This is a genomic window from Candidatus Zymogenus saltonus (genome assembly GCA_016929395.1).
In the GTDB taxonomy this organism is placed as follows: Bacteria; Desulfobacterota; Zymogenia; order Zymogenales; family Zymogenaceae; genus Zymogenus; species Zymogenus saltonus.
In genome coordinates this window covers 26,087-42,773 of record JAFGIX010000017.1, presented here as the reverse complement: position 1 = coordinate 42,773, position 16,687 = coordinate 26,087, and the positions used below count along the sequence as shown (strand labels likewise).

At 54.3% G+C, this 16,687-nt stretch carries 11 protein-coding genes; 7 read left to right on the top strand and 4 right to left on the bottom strand.

The features are described 5' to 3' along the window. Positions 1-60 precede the first annotated feature (60 nt). From JW984_03470 to JW984_03445, 6 genes are all read left to right on the top strand, one after another. Entirely contained in the window at positions 61-2,025 is a 1,965-nt protein-coding gene (locus tag JW984_03470) for an aldehyde ferredoxin oxidoreductase family protein (protein MBN1572240.1), read from the top strand. A gap of 437 nt (positions 2,026-2,462) precedes the next feature. Then, entirely contained in the window at positions 2,463-5,564 is a 3,102-nt protein-coding gene (fdnG, locus tag JW984_03465; protein ID MBN1572239.1) for a formate dehydrogenase-N subunit alpha, read from the top strand. A gap of 21 nt (positions 5,565-5,585) precedes the next feature. Beyond that, complete coding sequence (locus JW984_03460) at positions 5,586-6,374, top strand: 4Fe-4S dicluster domain-containing protein (GenBank protein ID MBN1572238.1); 789 nt, start codon at positions 5,586-5,588, stop codon at positions 6,372-6,374. A 1-nt stretch (position 6,375) separates the two neighbouring features. Beyond that, a complete protein-coding gene (locus tag JW984_03455; protein ID MBN1572237.1) occupies positions 6,376-6,999 on the top strand; it encodes a formate dehydrogenase subunit gamma in 624 nt (207 codons plus the stop codon). Positions 7,000-7,128: 129 nt separating this feature from the next. After that, on the top strand, positions 7,129-7,977 hold the full coding sequence (locus JW984_03450) for a formate dehydrogenase accessory protein FdhE (GenBank protein ID MBN1572236.1): 849 nt from the start codon (positions 7,129-7,131) through the stop codon (positions 7,975-7,977). A 437-nt stretch (positions 7,978-8,414) separates the two neighbouring features. Next, a complete protein-coding gene (locus tag JW984_03445) occupies positions 8,415-9,557 on the top strand; it encodes an SO_0444 family Cu/Zn efflux transporter (protein ID MBN1572235.1) in 1,143 nt (380 codons plus the stop codon). 335 nt (positions 9,558-9,892) lie between these two features. Here the strand turns inward: JW984_03445 and JW984_03440 are convergent, their stop codons facing one another. The 4 genes from JW984_03440 to ilvB form a co-directional block, all read right to left on the bottom strand. Then, on the bottom strand, positions 9,893-11,581 hold the full coding sequence (locus JW984_03440) for a long-chain fatty acid--CoA ligase (GenBank protein MBN1572234.1): 1,689 nt from the start codon (positions 11,579-11,581) through the stop codon (positions 9,893-9,895). A 65-nt stretch (positions 11,582-11,646) separates the two neighbouring features. Then, a complete protein-coding gene (gene ilvN / locus JW984_03435) occupies positions 11,647-12,201 on the bottom strand; it encodes an acetolactate synthase small subunit (protein ID MBN1572233.1) in 555 nt (184 codons plus the stop codon). 283 nt (positions 12,202-12,484) lie between these two features. Further along, positions 12,485-12,982, bottom strand: coding sequence for an acetolactate synthase small subunit (gene ilvN, locus JW984_03430; GenBank protein MBN1572232.1), 498 nt, complete (start codon positions 12,980-12,982; stop codon positions 12,485-12,487). 55 nt (positions 12,983-13,037) lie between these two features. Then, positions 13,038-14,666 carry a biosynthetic-type acetolactate synthase large subunit gene (gene ilvB, locus JW984_03425; protein ID MBN1572231.1) on the bottom strand — a complete coding sequence of 543 codons (1,629 nt, stop codon included), beginning with the start codon at positions 14,664-14,666 and terminating at the stop codon, positions 13,038-13,040. Between the two features lie 506 nt (positions 14,667-15,172). Between ilvB and JW984_03420 the strand changes: the two genes are divergently transcribed. After that, positions 15,173-16,684: a radical SAM protein gene (locus JW984_03420; protein MBN1572230.1), complete on the top strand. Its 1,512-nt coding sequence runs from the start codon at positions 15,173-15,175 to the stop codon at positions 16,682-16,684. Positions 16,685-16,687: the final 3 nt, after the last annotated feature.

The window sequence follows — 16,687 nt, the reverse complement described above, 5'->3', positions numbered from 1 at the left end:
TAGAATGTTTTTGTTTTAACTACGGTCCAATTAAATATTAAGTTAATAAGGGAGGAAATTATGCCAGGTGGATATATAGGAAGGTATCTCGTTTGCGACCTGAGCAAGAAGACATATGAAACGGTCGAGCCGGGAGATGCCTTTTACAAGAAGTATCTCTCGGGCTACGGACTCGGGGCGGCGGTGATCACCCAGAGGCAGAAGCCCGGGACGGATCCCCTCTCACCGGAGGCCCATCTCGGCTTTTGCTCCGGGTTGCTCACGGGAACCGGCGCGATGTTCTCGGGCCGATACATGGTCGTGGGGAAATCCCCCTTGACCGGCGGCTGGGGCGACGCAAACTCCGGGGGCTTCTTTTCCCACGAGATCAAAAAGGCGGGCTACGACGCCGTCTTCTTTACGGGAAGCTCAAAAGAGCCGGTATGGGTTCACCTTACAAACGACGGAGTGGAGTTCAAGAGCGCAAAGCACCTCTGGGGAAAGGACACGGTTGAGACCGAAGAGGCCATCAAGAAGGATCTAAACGACAAAAAGGTCCAGATAGCCTCCATCGGGATGGCGGGCGAAAAGGTGTCTCTTATCTCCGGCATCGTCAACGACTCCGGCAGGATAGCCGCCCGCTCGGGCCTCGGATCGGTCATGGGCTCCAAGAAGCTGAAGGCCTTCTCGGTAAAGGGAACGGGAAAGATTCCTGTCGCCGACCCGGCCGCGATGAAGAAGATCACGGAAAAATTCATGAAGAAATTCAAGAGGGTGGGCCCGCCCGATAAGATCTCGGTCAAGTTCCTTCAGCCCTTCGGAAAGCTCATCGGAAGGACGGGATTGCATGTTCCGACCCAGCCCTCCACGGTAAGGCTCATGTTTAAAAAGTACGGCACCTCCGCCCTTACCGCCTATTCTTCCGAGGTGGGGGACAGCCCCGTCAAGAACTGGGGGGGCGTCGGCTACTCCGACTTTCCGCTTGACTCCAAGAGCTCCAAGCTCTCCGAGGAAGAAGTAATCAAGTACGAAAAGAAGAAGTATCACTGTCAGGCGTGCCCCCTGGGCTGCGGCGGGATATTCGACATCGACTTCGGCAAGTTCAAGGGGACGGAGGGACACAAGCCGGAATACGAGACCCTCTCCGCCTTCGGGAGCCTGATTCTAAACGACGATCTCGAATCGATCGTCGAGATAAACGAGATGTGCAACCGCGCCGGGATCGATACGATCTCGACGGGCGGGGCGGTGGCCTTCGCCATCGAGTGCTTCGAGAACGGAATAATCGACGAGAAGATGACCGGCGGATTGAAGCTCGGCTGGGGGAAGAGTGAAGAGATCAAAAAGCTCGTCGAGATGATAATAGAGCGTAAAAATATCGGAGATCTTCTCGCCGACGGCGTAAAGAAAGCCTCCGAAGAGATTGGGGGCGATTCCTACAAGTACGCCGTCCACGCCGGCGGGCAGGAGCTCCCGATGCACGACGGGCGCCTCGACAAGGGATACGCCATGGCGTACCAGTGCGAGCCCACACCGGGCCGCCACACCATCTCCAGCTTCCTCTACGGACAGCTCTGGGGCGTCAAGAAGATCTTCCCTGAAGCCAAAAGGATGATAAAGGAGGCCAAGGGAAAGGATATGAAGGGTGTAAACCTCTATGCTGCCACAACGTTCTACATGCAGATAATCAACGGCGCCGGAGTCTGCGAGTTCGGCCCCCTGACCGGCCCCGTCCCTGTGATCGATTACATCAATGCCGCCACGGGCTGGAAGTTCTCCCCGAACGAGTATTTCAAGATCGGAGAGAGGATATTGAGCCTCAGAAAGGCGTTCAACGTCAGGGAGGGAATCAAGGCCAAGGACACAAAGATGCACGGCCGAGGCTTCGGGAATCCACCGATGAAAAAGGGCCCCCACAAGAACGTCACCCTCGATATGGACGCGCTCCAAAAGGGGCTGTTCGAGGTTATGAGCTGGGACGACGTTACGGGAGGACCGACCAAGGACAAGATCAAGGAGCTCGGCCTCGATGAGCTGAGCCTGTAGAGAAAAATCGTTTCTAAAAAGTGAATTTTAAAAAAGGCCCCGGTGATCCCGGGGTTTTTTTCGGCCCGATTACCCAAAGTTTTTTTGGATAAAAAAGCTTGACAATGAGACCCCTCTCGTATATATTTTTAGAATAGTTTGAAATATTCACTTCCGAGTCCAATCGTCCCCCGGGGATGAATGGGCCGCTTGAGGGTGACCGAGCAATCGATCACCCCGCCATTGTGCAAAGGAAGAGATGTCCTCTTGATCATCAGGGGGCGTCAAGGATTATATCCTTGATGCTCACCGGATGGGAAGAAGAGACGTTTCTTCCTTTTTTTTTGGGGTGAATTTTTCAAAGAGGATTTTTAAGGACACAGCTTAAGATTTTCATTTAGTTTTTTTTGTAAAAAAACCTGTTTACCCTAAACACCCAATAGGGAGAAAGGAGAGCTATGGAAGTTACCAGAAGAACTTTTCTTAAGCTCTCCGGGGCGACTGCCTTGGGAACGGGTCTCGGCATCAACATCTCCGGTGTTGAAGCATTAGCCACCCCTCTCAAGATACAGTACGCCCGGGAGACAACCACCATCTGCCCCTATTGCGCGGTGGGCTGCGGAATTATCGTTCACGTAAGGAACGGTAAGGTCGTATACACCGAGGGCGATCCGGATCATCCCATCAATGAAGGTTCCCTTTGCTCAAAGGGCTCCGCATTGTACCAGATGGCCGTGAACGAAGCCCGCCTGAAGGTGCCCCTTTATCGCGCGCCCGGGGCAAAGGAGTGGAAGGAGCTGTCCTGGGAGGACGCCATCGACATGATCGCCGAGAGGGTGGTCAAGACCCGCGAGAAGACATTCACCGAGAAAAACGAATCGGGCCAGACCGTGAACCGCACCCTCGGGATCGCTTCGATCGGCAGCGCCGCCATGGACAATGAAGAGTGTTACCTTTACCAAAAATTTCTTAGGGGATTGGGCCTGGTGTATATAGAGCATCAGGCTCGTATCTGACACAGCGCCACGGTAGCGGCTCTGGCAGAGTCGTTTGGAAGAGGCGCAATGACAAATCACTGGATCGACATCGGAAACAGTGATTGTATCTTAATTATGGGCAGCAACGCTGCCGAAAACCACCCCATCTCCTTCAAGTGGGTAACCCGCGCAAAGGAGAAGGGTGCGACCATCCTTTCCGTTGACCCGAGATTCACGAGGACTTCGGCGAAGGCCGACAACTATGCGCCGTTAAGGTCGGGCACCGACATCGCCTTTTTGGGCGGGATGATCAAGTACATCATCGAAAACAAGAAGCACTTCGTCGAGTATCTTTCCGAGTACACAAACGCCGCTTTTATCGTGAATTCGGATTTTAAGCTTCCGGCGGAAAACAAGGGCGTGTTTTCAGGACTCAACGGAAACAAGTACGACAAGTCCACGTGGAGCTTCGTTAAGGACGGCCGCGGCGTACCGGTCAGGGACAAGACCCTATCCAATCCGATGTGCGTGTTTCAGCTTCTAAAAAAGGAGTATGACCGCTACGACATGGAGACCGTATCCTCGATTACAGGAACCCCAGTGGAAAAGCTCAAGGAGATCTACGAGATCTACTCGGAGACGGGCGTCAAGGACAAGGCGGGAACCATCATGTACGCGATGGGCTGGACCCAGCATACCGTGGGCGTTCAGAACATCAGGACCATGGCGATAATCCAGCTCCTCCTGGGCAACATGGGAATCGCCGGCGGAGGCGTGAATGCGCTGCGCGGGGAGTCGAACGTGCAGGGCTCCACCGACCAATGTCTGTTGTTTCACATCCTTCCCGGATATTTGACAACGCCGAATACCGGCTGGCCCACCCTTGACGACTACAAGAAGGCAAAGGTGGCAAGCGTAACCTCTAATGACCCGCTTAGCGCAAGCTGGTGGACCAACTATCCGAAGTATATCACAAGCCTGATGACGGCCCACTACGGACTCAACGTCACCCCGGAACAGGCCTATCTCTATCTTCCGAAGCTCGATCCCGGCGCCAACTACTCGTGGCTGGAAATATGGGATCAGATCTACAAGGATAATATCAAGGGACTATTAGCCTGGGGTATGAACCCCGCCTGCTCCGGCGCCGACTCCAACAAGGTTCGTGCCGCGCTTGCCAAGCTGGACTGGCTTGTCAACGTCAACATCTTCGACAACGAGACCGGCTCCTTCTGGAAGGGCCCGGGGATGGACCCCGCTAAAATCAACACCGAGGTCTTCATGCTTCCCTGCGCAGGCTCCGTTGAGAAGGAGGGAAGCATCACCAACTCCGGCCGCTGGATGCAGTGGCGCTACAAGGCGGTAAATCCCCCCGGAATAGCGCTTCCCGACAGCGAGATCATTACGGAGCTCTACTACAAGATCAAGGAGAAGATGGAGGCAAGCAACTCCGTTCTCAAGGAGGCCTTCACCCTGCTGACATGGGATTACGGCAAGAAGGGGATCGACGGCAAGATCAAGGAAGTCGACATCCACGAAGTCGCAAAAGAGATTAACGGCTACTTCCTTAAGGACAAGGTAATAGACGGCACCATATTCAAGAAGGGGGACCTCGTCCCGTCCTTCGCATTTTTACAGGACGACGGCTCCACCTCCAGCGGAAATTGGCTCTACTGCAACTCGTACACCGTCAAGGGGAACATGGCCGCAAGGCGAAACGGCGTCGACAAATCGGGCATCGGGCTTTACTCAGAATGGGCCTGGTGCTGGCCCGTCAACCGCAGGATCATCTACAACCGCGCATCCGTTGACCTGAACGGCAACCCGTGGGCGCCCTTAAAACCGGTCATCAGGTGGACCGGCCCTATCACCAAGTGGGTGGGGGACGTTCCGGACGGCGGATGGCCTCCGATGAATTCGGAGGGAACAAAGCTCCCCTTCATCATGAAGCCTGACGGAGTTGCATCGATATTCGGCCCCGGCCTGGCGGAGGGTCCTTTCCCGACCCACTACGAGCCGCTGGAGTGCCCGGTGGAGAAGAACTTGATAAATCCTGATCAGCTTATGAATCCCACGGTTCACATCTACGACTCCGACAAGGATGTATACGCCAAAGTCTGTGATCCGAACTACCCCATAATCGCCACAACGTACAGGGTTTCGGAGCATTGGCAGACGGGCGTCATGACGCGCTGGCAGCCGTGGCTCGCGGAGATGCAGCCCTCTAATTTCGTGGAGATGTCGGAGGAGCTGGCAAAGCTCAAGAGGATCAAAAACGGAGACCTTGTAAAGGTATCGTCCGCCAGGGGCGAGCTTACGGCGGTGGCGATCGTTACGAAGAGATTCAAGCCGATGAAGGTTCAGGGCAACGAACTCCATCAGGTCGGCATTCCCTGGCACTTCGGGTGGAGAACCACGGAAAAAGGTCAGAACGGCGATTCATATGCGCCGGTGCCGGAGGTCTTCACCTTCGGCGATGCGGCAAACCTGTTAACGGCGGGAATCGGTGATCCGAACACGGGGATACCGGAGACCAAGGCGTTTCTTGTCAACGTAGAAAAGGCGAAAGGAGGTGGGGCGTAAATGGCAGCGACAAAATCAATAATGCGAGACGAGATGGCAAAGCTCATTGACCTCTCGAAGTGCACGGGGTGCAGGAGCTGTCAGGTGGCCTGTAAAAACTGGAACTCCCAGCCCGCGGTCCAGACGAAAAACGTGGGAAGCTACCAGAACCCCCAGGACCTCCAGCACAACACGTGGACCCTTATCCGCTTTCAGGAAGGGGTAAAGGAAAACGGCGATTTAGAGTGGATTTTCAGAAAAGACGGCTGCATGCACTGCACCGACGCCTCCTGCGTAAGGGTCTGCCCCACGGGCGCCCTGAGTTACGGGGAGATGGGCGCCGTGAGGCTCAACCAGGACCTCTGCATAGGATGTAAATACTGCACCATCGCGTGTCCCTTCAACATCCCGAGGTACGACAGGGAATCCGAGAAGACCTATAAGTGTACCCTCTGCGAGGACAGGATAACGAACAACCTCGTTCCGGCCTGCGTAAAGGCCTGTCCCACCGGCACCCTTTCCTGGGGCACCAAAGAGGAGATGATCAAGAAGGGCAACGAGAGGGTGAAGGAGCTTGTGGCGATGGGATACGAAGACGCATCCCTTTACGGCGACAAGTACGTCGGGGGAACCCATGTCATGTACGTCCTTACGGAAAAGGAAGGGCACTACGACAGACTGGTCAAATCGCCGAGCGTGCCCCTCTCCGTCAAGCTGTGGAAGAACGTCGCCAAGCCCCTCGGACTCTTCACAATGGGCGCGGTAATCGGCGCGGCTCTGCTCCATTACGTAATCAAAGGCCCGAAGCGGCCCAAAGGAGAGGAGGGTTAGCATGGCTGGAAAAAAAGTAATAGTTACAACACCCACAGAAAGGGTCGTTCACTGGGTGCTTGCCGTTTCATGTCTCCTGCTGGTTGCGACGGGGCTGATGATGGCCTTCAGGTCTTTCGAGCCCCTGGCATCTATCTTCGGCGGATACAGAGCGGTCATCGCCATCCACGGGATTTTAGGATTGTTTTTCACCGTCTCCCTCATCTGGGCGATAACCATCTGGAAGAAGGACGCCGGCTCGCTGAACAGCGACGACATCGTCTGGCTCAAGGCCGCCGGCGGGTACCTCTGGGACGCCAAGATCCCCGAGCCCTACAAGTACAACGCGGGTCAGAAACTCTTCTTCATCACCGTTGCGGTCTACGGCCTCGTAATGGTCGTTACGGGATTCATCCTCTGGCTGGGAGCGGGACACTTGAGCTCCGCCTTCCTGCGCTGGGTGATGGTTTTCCACGCCTTCGGTGTCATGGTTATTGGAGGCTTTGCCATGACTCATATCTACCTGGGAACCATCGGGACCACGGGATCGGTCGACGCCATGCTCGACGGCAAGGTGACGGAAGCATGGGCAAAGACCCACATGACGGGCTGGTATAAAAAGAAGGGAAAGAGCAAGACTGTTTAGGTAAAAAAACAACAACACAAATAGAGGGCGGTTTTTTTGCCGCCCTCTATTTTATTCTATAAAGCAGATAAAAAACGGACACAATCAATCATGAAGGAAAAAGACACAAACAGCAAAGAGAAAATGAATATGAATAGAGAGGAAAGGAGAGCCATAGAAAAGTCGAAGGAGAAACACCCGGAGATAGTCGAGGTTCTGGATCTGTTTTTGAAGCTCTCGGAGCTCTCTTGTGACACCATACCGGTAAACGGAAAAAGCATAAGCTGGGACAAACTCAAGGAGGGCTTTCCGGCCATCGATAAAAGGACTCTCCCCAAAGACCTCGGCACATTGTTTAAGAGGTTTAAAAATATAGTGGAAATCCTCTTGACGAGGAACAGCGATTTTGCGTCTGCAGTCAACGCCCTGTTCGAGAGAGAGGAATTGTTCAGAGAGCTCCTCGAGGGGGTGTTGATGGGTCAATACGACTTCCCCAAAGATTTTTCGCACCTTAGGCCCGTGATACTTTTCGCCGCCGGCGAGACTCTTCTGCCGCTGATCAACGGCGTCAAGCTGGCCGATCCGCCAAAAAAAGCACTCGACTCCTGGGGCAAATCCTACTGCCCCATATGCGGCGCGCCCCCCAACATCTCTGCGATCGAGGGGGAAGAAAACAGGCTTTTCCTGTACTGCGGCCGCTGTTCCCAGAGCTGGAACTTCCCCCGGCTGGTCTGCGTCCACTGCGGCGAGGAAGACCAGAAAAAACTCCAATACTTCTTTGCAAAAAACGACGAGATACACCGTGTCTACGTCTGCGACTCCTGCAAACACTACATAAAATCGGTGGACAAGAGGGAAAAAACGGTCGTCTTTCCCCAGCTGGAAGATCTAACGACAATGGGGCTCGACATAGTTGCAAAGAAGGAGGGGTACAAGCGCGAGAGTGTCGATTTTGTCGGGCTCATATTGACGGACTACGAGGTAAAAAAGGGAGATTAAAAAGAGACCGGCAAAAAGCTGGAAATTTGATCCGGCTATTTGAGAACGGTTTTCCGATTTGTCCGGGAATTGACCAATTGACCTAATCGATCTTATTTTTCAATGTCGTCCGGTTGAGGAAAAAGAATCTTAACCGATTTCCACCCGACCGAGCGCTCAATCCTATCCAAGTAGAAGAGAAGCCTGCATCTCAAGCAAGATTTACAGGAAATCTCCTATAAGATTAAACTTCAAAGGAAATTCCAAAAACCGATTTTTTATCCCTCTTCTAAAAAAGTCTTGACATGTCAACGAAGTTAGGCTAAACTATATATATTAGACTTATAGAATATTAGCTAACAATTTTAGATACGCCTAATGTTTAGCATATTGTATTTACACAATATCCAAAAAAGAATTGTGCCTAATTCGGGGGGCTAAAAGATGGGGGGAATATTATGATTGTAGAAATGTTGTCGGGAATCATGAAGGCCTCCTGGTGGATACTGAAGGAGGCCGCCCCCTACGTCCTTTTCGGCTCCCTCTTTGCGGGACTGATCTACATCTTCCTGAATCCCGAGACGATCTACAGGCACTTCGGGAAGGGCAAGGTGAGGTCGGTCCTTCTGGCTTCGATATTCGGAATCCCGGTACCCCTATGCTCCTGCGGGGTGCTGCCGGCGGCCGTATCGTTGAGAAAGCAGGGGGCCACCCGTGGGGCCACCTTATCTTTTCTAATCTCCACTCCTGAGTCTGGGGTCGACTCGATCGCGGTGACCTACGCCCTGATCGATCCCCTGATGACGGTAATAAGGCCGATCTCGGCCTTCATATCCGCAACCATAGCCGGGATCGCCGACAACCTGACCTCGGGAGAGGAACCCGAGACCGATCCGAAAAAGATCGACATCACATGCAAGGTGGACGGCTGCTGCGACGGGATAAACTGTCCCATAGAAATCCACAGGAGCCACCACACCCTCTTCGAGAAGCTCACCGCTGCGGTAAAATACTCCTTCGGCGAGCTGTTCGAGGACTTTGCCCTCTGGTTTGTCATCGGCGTGGTTCTTGCCGGGGCGATAACCTACCTCGCCCCGGAGCGGCTGATGGAGAGATACCTTGGCGGGGGATTGCACTCTATGCTGATAATGCTCCTTGCGGGGATTCCGATGTATATCTGCGCCACGGCCTCGACCCCCATTGCGGCGGCCCTGATCCTCTCCGGCGTAAGCCCGGGGGCGGCGCTGGTGTTTCTCCTCGCCGGGCCGGCCACGAACCTCGCCTCCCTGTCGGTGGTGGCGGGGACGCTGGGGAAGCGCTCCGCCGCTATCTACCTTGCGACTATATCGGTCGTGGCGGTGTCGATGGGGCTCTTGACCGACCGGCTATACTCCGCCCTGGGCGTGACTCCCGGGGCCTACGCCGGGAAGGCGTCGGAGTTCATCGGCGAGCCGGTCAAGGCCGTGCTTGCCGCCGTCTCGGCCATCCTCCTCATTATCGCCGTATATAACAAGTACGCGAGGAGGAAGGGAAGCTGCGACTCCACCTGCTCCGTTGAGCATATCCACTGTGAGGGTGACCACGACCACCACCACCATTGATGAAAAAGACCGGAATTGAAATTTAGCCCTTGTCGACAAAAAAATGGGGGACGGCCCTTGTTATAAGACGCCGTCTCCCTTAACTGTTTCTATCATTTTTAATAGGATGAGGATTTAAGGACCCCCCCCACTCCCTTACCCCTTATAAACACCAATCCTTCAACCGGCCCCTCTCACCCTCATCGGTTGTTTCGACACGCTATCAACCAACCACCCGACCGGCCGCTCTAACAATTACAAATCGTGAGAGCCTTCACAACAATCCTCCAGCCGGCCTACCAATTCACCAGCCTTACAACCAGCCGCCCCGCACTCAAAATCGTATTAAGATGGGACTATTTTCCCCCTTCCTTCTCCTTCTTTGCCTTCTCAAGCTCCCGTGCCCTCAGCTCCTTTCTCAGGATTTTGCCCACCGCGGATTTGGGAAGGGCATCGACAAACTCGATTATCTTCGGGACCTTGTAGGCGGCCATCTTTTCCTTGCAATATTTCGTTACTTCCTCCTCCGTCAGGGTCTCGCCCCCCTTAACCACGATGAAGGCCTTTACTGTCTCGCCGCGGTATCCGTGGGGAACGCCCACCGTGCACGCCTCCATGATCTTTGGGTGGTCGAAGAGTATATCGTCGATCTCCAGCGGGTAGATATTGTATCCGCCGGCGATTATCATGTCCTTCTTCCTGTCCACTATTGTGAGGTATCCGTCTTCGTCGAAGGTTCCGATATCTCCGCTGTAAAACCAGCCGTCCTTCATGACCTCAGCCGTCTCCTTGGGCTTCTTGTAATATCCCATCATGACCTGCGGTCCCTTGATGATGACCTCCCCCGGCTCCCCTATCTTCATCTCCTTCTTCCCCTTCTCGATATCGACGACCTTGATGTCCGTGTCGGCGACGGGGACTCCCACGGTGCCGGGTTTGAGCTTCCCGCCCCAGGGGCCGGCCGTGGCCAGCGGCGCCGTCTCCGTAAGGCCGTAGACCTCGCAGATTGTCGCTCCGGTCAGCGCCTTGAGGTCGTTTATGGTATCCGTCGCCAGGGGCGCCGCTCCGGATATGAATCCGTCGATAAAGGTGAGGTCCATATTCCTGAATTCCGGCTCGTTCAGGAGACCCACGAAGATCGTAGGCACGCCGGGGAGCCAGTTCGGCTTCTCCGATTTCAGAAGATCGATAATCGCCTTAGGTTCCGGCCTTGGGATCATAATATGCTCCCATGCCTGCCATATGTTCAGGTTCTGGATCGCCGTGAAACCAGCCGTGTGAAAGATCGGGAACGTACCCACCATTTTTACATCGCCTGGGCCTATATCTGGAAACCACCCGAGAAGCTGCTGGACGTTTACGCTTATGTTCTCGTGAGAGAGCATGACCCCCTTGCTTACCCCGGTGGTACCTCCAGTGTATAGGAGCGTCGACAGCTCTTCCCACTTGCTCTTGTCCTCGAGGGGCGCCGGGGAGTATTTCTTTATCACGTCCTTGAAGACCAGGAGGTCGTCGGTGGGCGTGATCTTTCTGTACATAGCCTTTCTGACGTAGGGAAAGAGCTGCTTTTTGGGAAACGGCAGATATGAGTTTATATGACAGGCTATAGTCTTCTCGATCTTGGTGTCCCCCTTTATCTTTTCAATCCTGGGAACCAGAAGGGCCATCGTGATTATCATCCTGGAGTCGGAGTCGTTGAGCTGATAGGTGAGTTCCCTCTCCGTGTAGAGGGGGTTGTTCTGAACCGCCACTGCCCCGACCCGCCAGATTGCCATGTTGGTTATGACCGTCTGGGGAAGGTTCGGAAGACAAACTGCGATCTTGTCACCCTTTTTGACTCCAAGGTCCAACAGCGCCCTGGCAAACTGATTTACCATGGCGTTCAGCTTCTTGTAAGTAATCTTGTTGCCCATGTAGTTCAGGGCCACCACATTTGGATAATTCTCGGCAGATCTCGTCAGGGCCTGCGATATAGTGAGTTTTTCGTACTTGATGCTCTTTTGAACGCCCTCTGCATAAGACTTGTGCCACATTTTTGTTTCCATTCAATCCCCTCTTAAAAAAGTTAATAAATCAAACCAATATTTTAACCGAACAAAGGCCTAATAAATCAGTCGGAGTGAATACTTGACTCGTTATTTTCGTATTTCCTCATCACCGCTATCCCCGACTTGACCACATCGAGACAACCGAAGGGCTTGATCAGGGCGAAGATCGTCTCCACCTTCTCGGGTGTGCCGTTAAAGGCGATGGTTATCTTGTCGTCGTGAAGGTCGACTATCTCGCCGTGGTAATGGTTGACGACCTGTAGGATGTCCCCGTGCTTTTCGACCGAGTACTTGAGCTTCACAAGAAGCATCTCGTACTCCAGAAACTCCTCCTTCAGGGAGTCCCTTACCTCTATGATGTTGATCAATTTCGCTATCTGCTTTACGATTCCCTTGAGTCCCGTGGGGGTGGCCATAAGCTTGATGATGATCTTGTAGACGTCCTCGGTCTGGGTGCTGGCGCCGATAAATGAGGTGATGTTGAATCCCCTCCTGCTGATGAGGTTGCTGACGTTTGCGGTCACCCCGGGCTTATTCTCGCAGATGATGAAGATGGTAAACTCCTGCTCCTCCTCCTTCGGATATATCCTCAAAACCCTCTCAAGTTTCTTCTCCATGACTTAAGACCTGGAAATATTGTTTGTATTTTTGTGTTTACGCTTTAAACAAACTTATAAAAAATCCGACATCCCCCTCCCTCCCCTTCGATCCGCCTCCTCATCCAATCTACCTCCCTGCTCGATCTGCCTCATCCACAAAAATGCCCAACCCCCCCTATATAAAAAATACCCGACCCTTCCTACATAAAAAATGCCCGACCCCCCGACCCCCCAACCCCCCAACCCCCCAACCCCCCCTGCATAAAAAATCTTCCCAACCCCCACCCGCCGAGATCCCCCCTTACCTCTGGGGATTAATCGACCTCTTTCCCCTGAACATGCTGACCTTCCCCGTGCGCAGGGACTCGATTATCTCGTAGGGCTCCAGCCGCTCGAAGAGCATGTCGATCCTCGACTCCTCCTCCGCTATCTCGATGATCGCCACATCGTCGTAGATGTCTATCACCCTCCCCCCGAAGAACTCGACGAGGTGCAGTACCTCCGTCTTTATCTTCTTTGAGAAGTTTATCTTGATAAGGGCGTACTCCCGAAGCTGGGAGTTCTTGTGGTCGTGCTCCGCCGTCCTGTGGACGTTGAGAAGCTTCTGCACCTGCTTTCTCACCTGTTCCAGGACGGCTTCGTCGCCGTCCACGGTGATGGTAAAGCGGCTCTTGCCGGGTATCTCGGTGCTCCCCACTGAGAGGGCCTCGATGTTGAAGCCCCTCCTGAAGAAGAGTCCGGCGATGCGCATCAAAACGCCCGGCTTGTCCTCCACCAATATCGAGATTATCTTCTGCACGGCGTTGCCCTTATGCCCCTAAAAAAACCTAAAAGAACCAAACGATTAAGCCCGATCAGTTGTCGTAAGACTGATAGGGGATGTTCTCCTGGGACTCGATTATACAATCTATCACAAACGTCGAGTCCGACTCAAGCCCCTTTTCTATCGCCCCCCTGACGTCCTTAATATCGGTAACCTTCACCCCGTCAAGTCCCATGCCCCTGGCCACATCGACGAACTCCACGTTGGGGGGGAACTCGCACTCCATATACTTCCCGTCGTAGAAGATGTCCTGAACCTGGCGGATCATCCCCAGGTGATGATCGTTCATTATTATTACGACCACCGGGATGTTGTAGTGGGAGGAGGTGGCGAGCTCCTGAATGTTCATCATAAAGCTCCCGTCCCCCGTGATGAGGACGACCTTCTTTTCCGGGCGCGCCATCTTGGCCCCCATGGAGGCGGGAAAGCCGAAGCCCATCGTCCCCAAACCACCGGACGTGATGAACCCCCCCCTGTCGAGCCCTGGACTGTTGTAGTACTTGGCGGCCCAGATCTGGTGTCTGCCTACGTCAGTGGCCACGATGAAATCGCCCCCCATCTCCGAGAGGATCTCGACTATTGCGGGGATGCTCATGCCGTTGTCGCTGTCGTATGTCTCAAGATTTCTCACCGGCTTTTTCTTCTTTCTCTCCGTAACCGACCCGTCCTCCTTAAGCCTTTTGATCAGCTCCGTGAGCACGTTCTTTGCGTCGCCCACTATCGGGATATCCACCTTAACGGTCTTTTCTATCTCGGCGGGGTCGATATCTATTTGGATGAACTTGGCGAGGTCGGTGAATTTCTCATATGACAAGACCGCCCTGTCCCCGAATCGGGCGCCCACGGCAAAGATGACATCCGCCGATTTAAGGGTATCCACCGCTACCTTGGCGCCATGCATCCCTATCATCCCAAGGTGGTATTTGAAGGACTGGGGCACGGCCGACTTTCCCATGAGGGTGGTCATGACCGGCGCGCCGAGGAGTTCGGCAAGCTCAATGAGCTGGTCTGTCGCCCCGGAGCGGATAACCCCGCCCCCCGCCACGATTACCGGATTCTTGGCCGATGCCAGAAGGGTTGCCGCTTTTTTGATCTGGCCGCCGTGGCCGGCGATAATGGGGTTGTATCCCTCCAGCGTAACGTCGACGTCGGGGTCGTATTCCGCCTCCTCCAGCATGACGTCCTTCGGTATATCGAGGAGGACCGGGCCGGGTCTCCCGCTCTTGGCCAGGAGAAACGCCGTCTTCAGCGCCGGGGTGATCTCGGCCGCCGTCAGAATATGCTGGTTGTGCTTTGTTATGGGGATGGTTATTCCGACGATGTCCACCTCCTGGAAGGCGTCGGTGCCGATAAAGCGCCTCTCCACCTGCCCGGTGATGGCGACTATCGGGGAGGAATCGAGATAGGCCGTGGCTATTCCCGTGACGAGGTTTGTTGCCCCTGGGCCGCTCGTTGCCAGGCACACCCCCACCTCCCCGGACGCCCGGGCGTAGCCGTCGGCCATGTGGGCCGCCGCCTGCTCGTGGCGCACTAGTATGTGGCGGATGGGATAGTCGTCCATCCTGTCGTAAATGGGGAGAGTCGCCGCTCCCGGATAACCGAAAAGAACCCTTACCCCCTGGTCCAACAGCCCTTTAAGGAGAATGTCCGCCCCCTTCATCTTAGCCATATCCCACCAAATCCTAAAAATACTTTACATCCAAACAACATTTTTATGATTTTATAGTATACACCCTCAATATTCAAGGTATTTTTTCCGGTTCCATTTTTTTCATTCGGGATAAAAAGAATCGAATATGTTCTAAAAATGTCACAAATGTGTTATACTCCCAGAGACACCAAGACCCTCCGATAAAATCCCGAAGGCCTTGTTTTATTACGATTGGAGGAAAGGATCACAAAATCCCTCCTGCATACGGAAGGGAAGCTTGTAAACGGAAAGAGGCCGGGAGAAAAGAGATCGTTTTGGCAGTGCGGAGGCGGGGGATTCCATCGAGGCGGCAGAAGGTAGGCCGTTAACGGCATCCGCAACGCTGAAGGGGGCGGCGGTAATAGGGTAATCGGGGCGGGGGAGGAGGTGGGGGTTTTTCATTTAACACTCGAGCCATCCTCCTTCCATCAAAAGCTCAACAACCGTTTTTATAAAGAGGTTTAGGCAGAAACAAAATGGGCGGTCGAGCAGGAAAAAGCGCTGAAAGTCCCGACCGGAGGGAAAGGGTGGTCCTCGTAAATCCCCCGGCCGGGGTCGTCAACAAGGAGACGAGGTACCGCCTCCCGATCCTGAACTCACTTCCCCAGCTCGGGATACTCTATATCGCCGGCGTCCTCCTGAAAGAGGGGATAGACGTTAGGGTTCTGGATGCCCAGGCGTTGGGACTCGACGCCGCCGAGACCGTCGATCGTGTCCGCCGCTGGTCGCCCAAGGTCCTCGGCCTTACCGGATACACCTCCACGGTAGGCCTCGCCCACGAGGTCGCAAAGGGGTTGAAGAAAACCTTTCCCGACCTGGTCACGGTCTTGGGCGGGCCCCACGTCACCGCCGTCCCGGAAAAGACCCTCACCCGGTTTCCGGCCTTCGACTGCGCCCTTATGGGGGAGGGGGAGGACTCCATAGCGTCCCTCTTCAAATCGCTCGTCAACGGGGGGTTGAACGCCGAGGCGAAGAAAATCGCCGGAGTAATCTACAGGGACGGAAAAGATATAAGGATCAACGAGCGACCGCCGCTGATCAAAGACCTCGACACCATCCCTCCGCCACCCTTCGAGCTCCTTCCGGGCTTTCCCCGACTCTACTCTCCGCCGATATTTCACTCGCCGAGGAGACTCGCGGCAACCCTCGTGACGTCCCGGGGATGCCCCTTTTCGTGCACCTTCTGCGACCGCGCCGTCTTCGGGAACAGGTACCGCCATCACAGCGTCGAGTACATCATAGATATGATAAGGCGCCTTAAGGTCGATCACGGGATAGATCACATCATTTTCTACGACGACAACTTCACCGTGGACAGGGATCATCTGACTGGGCTTTTAGAGGAGATCTTGAGGCTTCCGTTTCCGATCACCTGGAACTCCGACGCAAGGACAGACCTCGTAACGCCAGAGCTATTAAGGCTGATGAAGAGGGCCGGGGCCTTTATGATAAACTACGGGATCGAGACGGCCGACCCGACCCTCCTTGAATCGATGGAGAAGACGCTGTCGCCCGAGACGGCCGCCCGCGCGGTCTCGATGACCACGGAGGCCGGGATATATGTAAAGGGGCTCTTCATCGTGGGCGCCCCGGGGGAGACGAGAGAGAGTATAGAGCGAACCAAGGATTTTATATCCGACCTCCCGTTTGCCCTCATAAACGCCTCGAAGTACACCCCCTATCCGGGGTGCGAGGCCTACGAGGATATCGAGAAATACGGGGCTTTCGACGAGGACTGGGAGAAGATGAACGCCATGAACTTCGTGTTCTGGCCCGATACGATCGACAGGGAGAGCCTTGTCAAGGGATACAACGATCTCTTGAAGAGCTTTTACAAGAATCCGAAACAGTGGAAGACGTTCAAAGTGATGCTGAAAGAAAACCGGTTCGATCGGCTGCGGCTCCTCAAGGCCACCCTGGGACACATCCGGTACGTCGCAAAAAAGGCGCTTCTGAGGAAAAAAGGATTAGACAAATTCGATTTATGATGT

Excerpts from the sequence above, each read along its gene's own strand:
- JW984_03470 (MBN1572240.1), top strand. The coding sequence starts at position 61 with ATGCCAGGTGGATATATAGGAAGGTATCTCGTTTGCGACCTGAGCAAG.
- JW984_03460 (MBN1572238.1), top strand. The coding sequence starts at position 5,586 with ATGCGAGACGAGATGGCAAAGCTCATTGACCTCTCGAAGTGCACGGGG.
- JW984_03455 (MBN1572237.1), top strand. The coding sequence starts at position 6,376 with ATGGCTGGAAAAAAAGTAATAGTTACAACACCCACAGAAAGGGTCGTT.
- JW984_03450 (MBN1572236.1), top strand. The coding sequence starts at position 7,129 with ATGAATAGAGAGGAAAGGAGAGCCATAGAAAAGTCGAAGGAGAAACAC.
- JW984_03445 (MBN1572235.1), top strand. The coding sequence starts at position 8,415 with ATGATTGTAGAAATGTTGTCGGGAATCATGAAGGCCTCCTGGTGGATA.
- JW984_03440 (MBN1572234.1), bottom strand. The coding sequence starts at position 11,581 with ATGGAAACAAAAATGTGGCACAAGTCTTATGCAGAGGGCGTTCAAAAG.
- ilvN (MBN1572233.1), bottom strand. The coding sequence starts at position 12,201 with ATGGAGAAGAAACTTGAGAGGGTTTTGAGGATATATCCGAAGGAGGAG.
- ilvB (MBN1572231.1), bottom strand. The coding sequence starts at position 14,666 with ATGAAGGGGGCGGACATTCTCCTTAAAGGGCTGTTGGACCAGGGGGTA.
- JW984_03420 (MBN1572230.1), top strand. The coding sequence starts at position 15,173 with ATGGGCGGTCGAGCAGGAAAAAGCGCTGAAAGTCCCGACCGGAGGGAA.